Below are 7,169 nucleotides of genomic sequence, written 5' to 3'. Positions count from 1 at the left end.
ACGCCTGGGCGATCGCCGGTGTATCTGCTCTCCTCTTCTGCGGCAGCGTCAGAGGTGTATAAGCGACAGCACATACCCAGGCTCGGCGAACAGCGCCTGCAGCGCCGCATCCGCATCCTCCAGGCTGACCTCGCGCAACCGGGTCTTCGCCTCGCCGACCCGACCGTCGGCATAGTCGTTCAACGCTCCCCAGTAGTAGTCGGCCAGCGCGCTGTTGCCCTGGCTGGTCCACGCTTCGCGGGCGATTGCCGCGGCCTTGATGCGCTCGAACGTGGCGCGGTCCAGGCCGTCCTTGCGCAGGCGCTCGATCATCTGCCCCAGGATCTGCTCGGCCGCCTCGACCTGATCGCTGTCCAGGTCGGCATTCAGGCTCAACAGGCCGGTGTCGCCAAAACGCTCGCGTTGCGCCGACGGCCCGTACGACAGGCTGTGCTGCAGGCGCAATTCGCGATACAGCGCCCAGTCCAGGTAGCGCTGCAGCAGGTCGTAGGTGGCGTCGTGGTTTTCATCCAGCACCGGCTCCAGGAACATCCAGTGCAACCGCGCACTGTCGCCCAGCCAGCCGCGGATCAGCTCGCGGCGCGCCTGGGCCTTGTGGGTCACGCCATCGAGTACCCGGCGCTCGCCCGGTTCCACCGGCTCCAGCTGGCCCCAGGTGCGCTCCAGGTAGGCGGGCAGCACGCGGTCCAGGCCGCCGACCACGATCAGGCTCATGTTGTTGGGGGCGTACCAGTGCTGGCGCAGTTCATTCACTTCTTCCAGGGTCATGTCCTGCACCGAGGAGCGCTCGGCACACTTGAGCCCCAGCTCCACCGCCAGCTGGTCGCTGGCGCGATGGCCGAGGTCCTGGCGGTCCAGCCAGCGCTGCAGGTGGGTGTAGTGCCCGCCGTCTTCACGCTCGACGATGCTCTTCGACACCTGCAAGGCGTTGGCATCGATACGTGTGTCCTGGAGCACGGCCAGCAGCAGGTCGAGCACCTTGCGCTGGTTGCGCGCCGGGGCCTCGATGACGAAGGTGGTGTCGGCGCTGCTGGTGTAGGCGTTCCATTCACCGCCCAGGGCCTGCATGCGTTCTTCCAGCCCGCCTTCGCCCGTGTCGTCGATACCGCTGAACAACAGGTGTTCGAGCAGGTGCGGCAGTTCCTGGCGCGCGCACGGGAAGTCGTCGAAGCCGATGCCCACCACCAGTCGGATCGACACATGGTCGCGCTCGTAGCCGGGCTTGAGCAGCACCTGCAGGCCGTTGGGCAACAGGTAGCCCTCGACCTGGGTGCGGTCGAGGGCAAAGCTTGAAGGGGCGCCCAGCAACAGGCAGATGAACATCAGGCAACGCATCACAGGCTTCCTTGCACGGGTTCGGGGCAGCGTCGGGTCAAGGCGAATGGGCATCGTCCGGTACGCTGTCGATCATCAGGGCGCCGGTATCGCTGCCGCCCAGTACCGCATAGGCACTGCTGCAGAACAGCGAGTTGAGACGTTTCATGTCGGCGATCAGTTCCAGGTGCAGCGAGCTGGTCTCGATGCTCTGCACCACCTTGCGCTGCAGGCGGCTGACGTGGGCATGGGCCAGGCGCCGCTCCTGGGCGCGGAAGCGACGCTTCTCGCGCAGCAGCTGGCGTGCGCTGTGCGGGTCGCCACTGAGGAACACCGACAGGCCCAGGCGCAGGTTGGACAGCAGCTGGGTCTGCAGCACGGTCAGCTCCTCCAGGCCCACCTGGGAGAACTCGCGGCGCTGCGACGTCTTCTGCTGCTGCACCTTGCGCAGCATGCGCTCGATCAGGTCGCTGGCCAGCTTGAGGTTGATCGCCAGCTCGATGATCTCGGCCCAGCGCTGGCTGTCGTGCTCGCCGAGGTCTTCGCGGGGCATCTGCGCCAGGTACAGCTTGATGGCGTTGTACAGGCCCTCGACGTCGTCGCTGAGGGTGCGCACCTGCTGGGTCAGGGCGGTCTGGCTGCCGCGCAGCACGTTGAGCATGGCATCGAGCATGCTGTCGACCAGGTCGCCCAGGCGCAGGGTCTCGCGCACCGCGTTGGCCAGTGCCAGGCTCGGGGTGTCCAGCGCGGCAGGGTCCAGGTGGCGGGGCTTGGCGTGGCCGTTGGTTTCCTCGCGCTCGGGCAGCAGCCAGCGGCACAGGCGCCCCATTGGCGTCGCGGTGGGCAGCAGGGCCAGGCAGCGCAGGGTGTTGTAGATGAGGTGGAAGCCGATCACCAGCTCTTGCGGGCTGAAGGTCAGGCTGTCCATCCAGTGCACCAGCGGGTCGAGCACCGGGATGACCACCAGCAGGCCGATCAGCTTGTACAGCAGGCTGCCCAGCGCCACCTGGCGCCCGGCGGCGTTCTGCATGCTGGTGCTCAGGAACGCCAGCAGGCCGCTGCCGATGTTGGCGCCGATCACCAGGCCGATGGCCACCGGCAGGCTGATCATTTCGGCGCCGGCCAGGGTGGCGGTGAGCAGCACCGCAGCCAGGCTGGAATACGAGATCAGGGCGAACAGCGCGCCCACCAGGGCGTCGAGCAGGATGTCGCCGGTCAGCGAGGCAAACAGCACCTTGACGCCCTGGGCCTGGGTAATCGGTGCAGCGGCCTCCACGATCAGTTGCAGGGCCAGGATGATCAGGCCCAGGCCGATGCCTACGCGCCCCAGTTGCCCGGCGCGGGTCTGCTTGCGCGAGAGGAAGAAGATCACCCCGAGGAAGATCAGCAGCGGCGACAGCCACGACAGGTCCAGGGTCAGCACCCGCGCCATCAGCGCGGTCCCCACGTCGGCGCCGAGCATGATGGCCAGGGCCGGGGTGAGGGTCATCAGGCCCTGGCCGACGAACGAGGTCACCAGCATCGCGGTGGCGTTGCTGCTCTGCACCATGGCCGTGACCAGGATGCCGGCGATGAACGCCAGGGGCCGCTTGGCCATGTTCTGGCTCAGCAATCGGCGCAGGTTGGAACCGTACACCCGCAGGATGCCGGTACGTACGATATGTGTGCCCCAGATCAGCAGGGCCACGGCCGAGAGCAGGTTGAGCAGGGTCAGCATACTTACGGCCCCCTGTTAAGGCGCCCCAGTGGGGCAAGTGGATGACGCGGTGAGCCTGGCCTGGTGACCGGCGGTTTTTTCCAGTGCTCACTTAAGCTGTAGTCGGCCAAGGGCCGTGGCGCCAGCATGGCATGCATGCACAGGCTTTGAAACCTCGCGCGCCGGTTCGGGCATCTTCGCTGGCGCGTTGCCGTCCCAAAAGACAAAAGGCCCCATTCGGGGCCTGTTGTTCAGCGCAGCCAGTGTTACTGACCCGGAATGTCCTTGCGAAGTTTCACCGGGTCGCTCTGCTGTTTCTTTTTCGCCGCCGCGGTGCGCATCTTGATGTTGATCGCCTCCACCGCCAGCGAGAAGGCCATGGCGAAGTAGACGTAGCCCTTGGGTACGTGCACGTCGAAGGCTTCTGCAATCAGCACGGTGCCGACCACGATCAGGAACGACAGCGCGAGCATCTTCAGCGACGGGTGCTTGTCGATGAACTCGCTGATGGTCCTGGCGCACAGCATCATCACCAGCACCGCGACGATGATCGCCGCCACCATCACCGGCACGTGGGACACCATGCCCACTGCGGTGATCACCGAGTCCAGCGAGAACACGATGTCGATGATCGCGATCTGGATGATGGTGTACAGGAACTTGCCACCGGCCTTGCCGGAAGACGGCTCGTCGTGGGTTTCGTCCTCGCCTTCGAGGCCGTGGTAGATCTCCTGGGAGCTCTTCCACAACAGGAACAGGCCGCCGAAGAACAGGATCAGGTCACGCCCGGAAATGCCCTGGCCGAACACATGGAACAGGTCGGCAGTCAGGCGCATGACCCAGGCGATCGACAGCAGCAGCAATATGCGCGTGACCATCGCCAGCGCCAGGCCGAAGATCCGGGTGCGCTGCTGCATGTGCTTGGGCATGCGGCTGACCAGGATCGAGATCATGATGATGTTGTCGATGCCCAGGACGATCTCGAGAGCCGTCAGGGTAAAAAAGGCAACCCAGATTTCCGGGTTGGTCAGCCATTCCATGTGTGTTCCTTCGAGCGTGTGGGGCGTTGCGCGCCGCAGGGGTCGACGCGCAAGCGTTGGGATGAAACGGATGAATTATAGGCTGCTGAACAGCGGGAAAATTCCCATCAGCAGCGCCGCGAACATGATGCACAGGCACACCAGCACCGCCCATTTGAGGGTGAAGCGCTGGTGATCGCCGAATTCTATACCGGCCAGGGCTACCAGCAAGTAGGTCGAGGGTACCAGCGGGCTGAGCAGGTGTACCGGTTGCCCGACGATCGAGGCACGGGCCATCTCCACCGGGCTGATGCCGTAGTGGCTGGCAGCTTCGGCCAGCACCGGCAGCACGCCGTAGTAGAAGGCGTCGTTGGACATGAAGAAGGTGAACGGCATGCTCACGATCGCGGTGATTACCGCCAGGTACGGGCCCATCGCTTCGGGGATCACCGCCAGCAGGCTCTTGGACATGGCCTCGACCATGCCGGTGCCCGACAGGATGCCGGTGAAGATGCCCGCCGCGAAGATCAGCCCCACCACCGCCAGCACGCTGCCGGCGTGGGCCGCGACGCGGTCCTTCTGCTGTTGCAGGCACGGGTAGTTGACCACCATGGCGATGCTGAAGGCGATCATGAACAGCACCGGCAGCGGCAGCAGGCCGGCGATCAGCGCGACCATCAGGGCCAGGGTCAATGCGCCGTTGAACCACAGCAGTTTGGGCCGGCGCGCGTCGGGATATTGCGATACGCTGATTTCACTGTGGTCGATTTCATCGCCCGGCAGGTGCAGTTCGCCCAGGCGGGCACGTTCGCGCTTGCCGTACATATAGGCGATGGCCAGGATGGCGAACACGCCGAAGGCCATGGCCGGGATCATCGGCACGAAGATGTCCGACGGGTCGGCGTGCAGCGCGCTGGCGGCGCGGGCGGTGGGGCCGCCCCAGGGCGTCATGTTCATCACCCCGCCGGCCAGGATGATCAGGCCGGCCATGATCCGCGGGCTCATGCCCAGGCGGCTGTACAGCGGCAGCATGGCGGCCACGCAGATCATGTAGGTGGTGGCGCCGTCACCGTCCAGCGATACCACCAGGGCCAGCGCGGCGGTGCCCACCGAGACTTTCAGCGGATCACCCTTGACCAGCTTGAGGATCTTGCGCACGGCCGGGTCGAACAGGCCGGAGTCGATCATCAGGGCGAAGTACAGAATGGCGAACATCATCATCACGCCGGTGGGTGCCAGCTTGCTGATGCCCTGCAGCATCATCGGGCCGATCTCGCCCGAGAAGCCGCCGAACAGGGCGAAAATGATCGGTACCAGAATCAGCGCGATCAAGGCCGACAGGCGCTTGGTCATGATCAGGTACATGAAGGTGATGACCATGGCGAAGCCGAGGAAGGTCAGCATGGGGCAGTTACTCCAGGCGAGGCGCGTCGAGAAAGGGACGAACGGATCAGCGCAATGTGCGCGGTGCTGGGAGTGACGGCGGGAGGGCAGGCAGAACGCGGGCGTGGAAGGACGTCAGTATCACCATTGTTGTTGTTGATTGGGCCGGGCACTGCAGTAAAGTCAGAGCCCTGGCTGACCGGTCTTTTGCCGGAGGTGAGGCGATGCTAAGTGCCCAAGCTTTCAGCCAGCTTTCGGCGGCACAAAGGCGACAGAAGGTTTCATCAACCAGTGCGGGTCTGCAGGAGCGACGAGGATGGGCGAAGTGCATGAAGGCGGCTGCCATTGCGGCGCCGTGCGGTATCGGGTGGCAGGTGCGCTGGAGGATGTCGCGCACTGCCATTGTTCGGTGTGCCGGCGCGTGACCGGCGGGTTGCTGGTGACCTGGGCGACGGTGCGCTGCGAGGACTTCCAGTGGCTGCTGGGCACGCCGCAGCGCTACGACTCGTCGGCCAGCTGCGTGCGCTACTTCTGCAGCCGCTGTGGCGCGCACATGGCGCTGACCACCGACCTGAGCCCCGAAAGCATCGATATCACCATCACCACCCTGGACGCACCGGAGCAGGTGCAGCCGCGCCGGCATATCTGGACCGACAGCCGGCTGCCCTGGGTGCACCTGGACGAGCAGCTGCCGGGCGAGCCCGGCGAGACGCTATAGCGCGGGCTACTCGATGATCACCCCGCCCAGGCCCTTTGGCGTATTGAACGACTGAGCGCGCAGTTGCTCGGCCTGGCGCAGGATGATCTGCGCCTGGCGGTTGCCAGGGTCCTGGCTGAGCACGCTGTTGGCCAGCGAACGGGCGGTGGCACCGTCACGACGGGCCAGGGCGCTGCGTGCCTGGCTCAGTTGCTGGCCCACCAGCCCGGCATTGGCTGCGCTGGCAGGTCGTTGTACGGGCGGGCGCGGGGTGGTGAGCGGACGCTGCTGCGCCGGCTGCACGACGCGAGCCTGTTGTTCCAGCTGTTGCTGGCGCTTGGCGAGCTGGGTTTGCTCGTCGCGTAGCTGCTGCTCCTTGGTGGCCAGCTCACGGGCCTGCTGCTCGCGTTGCGCCCGTTCGGCCGCTGCCTGACGAGCGGCTGCCGCACTGGCCGCGGCGGCTGCCGCCTGGGCCTTGGCCTGCTGGTCGCGCTGCGGGCCCTCGAGCCCGGCCTGGGCGCGTTGCAGCAGGCTGATGGCGCGCGGGTCCTTGCTCTCGATGCGCAGCGCGCTTTCGGCTTTTTCCAGCGCACAGTCGAACTGGCTGCTGCGCAGGCACGCCTGGCCGGCGGCCAGTTCGGCTTCGAACTGCTGCAGCGACTGGCGCTGGCTGGCCTGGTAGGCACCGTAGCCGAGTACCGCCACTACCACACCGGCGGCCAGGGCAAGCTTGCGCCCAAGGTTGCGCGACTTGGCAGCCGGCGCCCCTTGCACTATCGGCGGTACGGGCGGCGGCGTCACCACCGGTGTGCTCACGATGCCTGCCGGGGCCAGCGTGTGCACCGATTCGATCACCGGCGCGGGCGCCGCTGCGGGCATGGGGGGCGGGGCCGCGCTCACCACGGCCACCGGCGCCGGCGCGGCGGGTGCAGCGGCCCCAACCTGGCTGCTGGCGCCGCAGTACGGACAGAACGCCACCGGGCCGCTCAGGGGCTGGTTGCACGCGCTGCTGGCGCAGTTGAGCGGGAAGGCCGGATTTTTCGCGGATGCGGACATGGGG

Annotated in this window: 5 protein-coding genes and 1 pseudogene; 1 reads left to right on the top strand and 5 read right to left on the bottom strand. The window is 66.3% G+C overall.

What is annotated here, in order from left to right; all coding sequences use genetic code 11:
- Positions 1 to 69: 69 nt before the first annotated feature.
- The 4 genes and pseudogenes from MF6396_RS26610 to MF6396_RS26595 form a co-directional block, all read right to left on the bottom strand.
- Positions 70 to 1,335: pseudogene (locus MF6396_RS26610) on the bottom strand (M16 family metallopeptidase); the annotation flags it as partial.
- Between the two features lie 37 nt (positions 1,336 to 1,372).
- Positions 1,373 to 3,031: a Na/Pi cotransporter family protein gene (locus tag MF6396_RS26605; protein ID WP_043862318.1), complete on the bottom strand. Its 1,659-nt coding sequence runs from the start codon at positions 3,029 to 3,031 to the stop codon at positions 1,373 to 1,375.
- 245 nt (positions 3,032 to 3,276) lie between these two features.
- Positions 3,277 to 4,050, bottom strand: a complete 774-nt coding sequence (locus tag MF6396_RS26600; RefSeq protein WP_043862319.1) for a TerC family protein — start codon at positions 4,048 to 4,050, stop codon at positions 3,277 to 3,279.
- A 75-nt stretch (positions 4,051 to 4,125) separates the two neighbouring features.
- Entirely contained in the window at positions 4,126 to 5,433 is a 1,308-nt protein-coding gene (locus MF6396_RS26595) for a CitMHS family transporter (protein ID WP_078481910.1), read from the bottom strand.
- 295 nt (positions 5,434 to 5,728) lie between these two features.
- Between MF6396_RS26595 and MF6396_RS26590 the strand changes: the two genes are divergently transcribed.
- Entirely contained in the window at positions 5,729 to 6,130 is a 402-nt protein-coding gene (locus MF6396_RS26590; RefSeq protein ID WP_043862321.1) for a GFA family protein, read from the top strand.
- 6 nt (positions 6,131 to 6,136) lie between these two features.
- On the opposite strand, the gene MF6396_RS26585 is transcribed toward MF6396_RS26590, so the two are convergent.
- A complete protein-coding gene (locus MF6396_RS26585) occupies positions 6,137 to 7,165 on the bottom strand; it encodes a hypothetical protein (RefSeq protein ID WP_078481909.1) in 1,029 nt (342 codons plus the stop codon).
- Between the last annotated feature and the right edge of the window lie 4 nt (positions 7,166 to 7,169).

Origin of the sequence: Pseudomonas sp. MF6396, assembly GCF_002018915.1 — a bacterium.
Taxonomy (GTDB): Bacteria; Pseudomonadota; Gammaproteobacteria; order Pseudomonadales; family Pseudomonadaceae; genus Aquipseudomonas; species Aquipseudomonas palmensis.
Note: the sequence above shows the minus strand (reverse complement) of the source record. Positions and strands in the feature narration are given on the sequence as shown.

Excerpts from the sequence above, each read along its gene's own strand:
- MF6396_RS26585 (WP_078481909.1), bottom strand. The coding sequence starts at position 7,165 with ATGTCCGCATCCGCGAAAAATCCGGCCTTCCCGCTCAACTGCGCCAGC.
- MF6396_RS26605 (WP_043862318.1), bottom strand. The coding sequence starts at position 3,031 with ATGCTGACCCTGCTCAACCTGCTCTCGGCCGTGGCCCTGCTGATCTGG.
- MF6396_RS26595 (WP_078481910.1), bottom strand. The coding sequence starts at position 5,433 with ATGCTGACCTTCCTCGGCTTCGCCATGGTCATCACCTTCATGTACCTG.
- MF6396_RS26590 (WP_043862321.1), top strand. The coding sequence starts at position 5,729 with ATGGGCGAAGTGCATGAAGGCGGCTGCCATTGCGGCGCCGTGCGGTAT.
- MF6396_RS26600 (WP_043862319.1), bottom strand. The coding sequence starts at position 4,050 with ATGGAATGGCTGACCAACCCGGAAATCTGGGTTGCCTTTTTTACCCTG.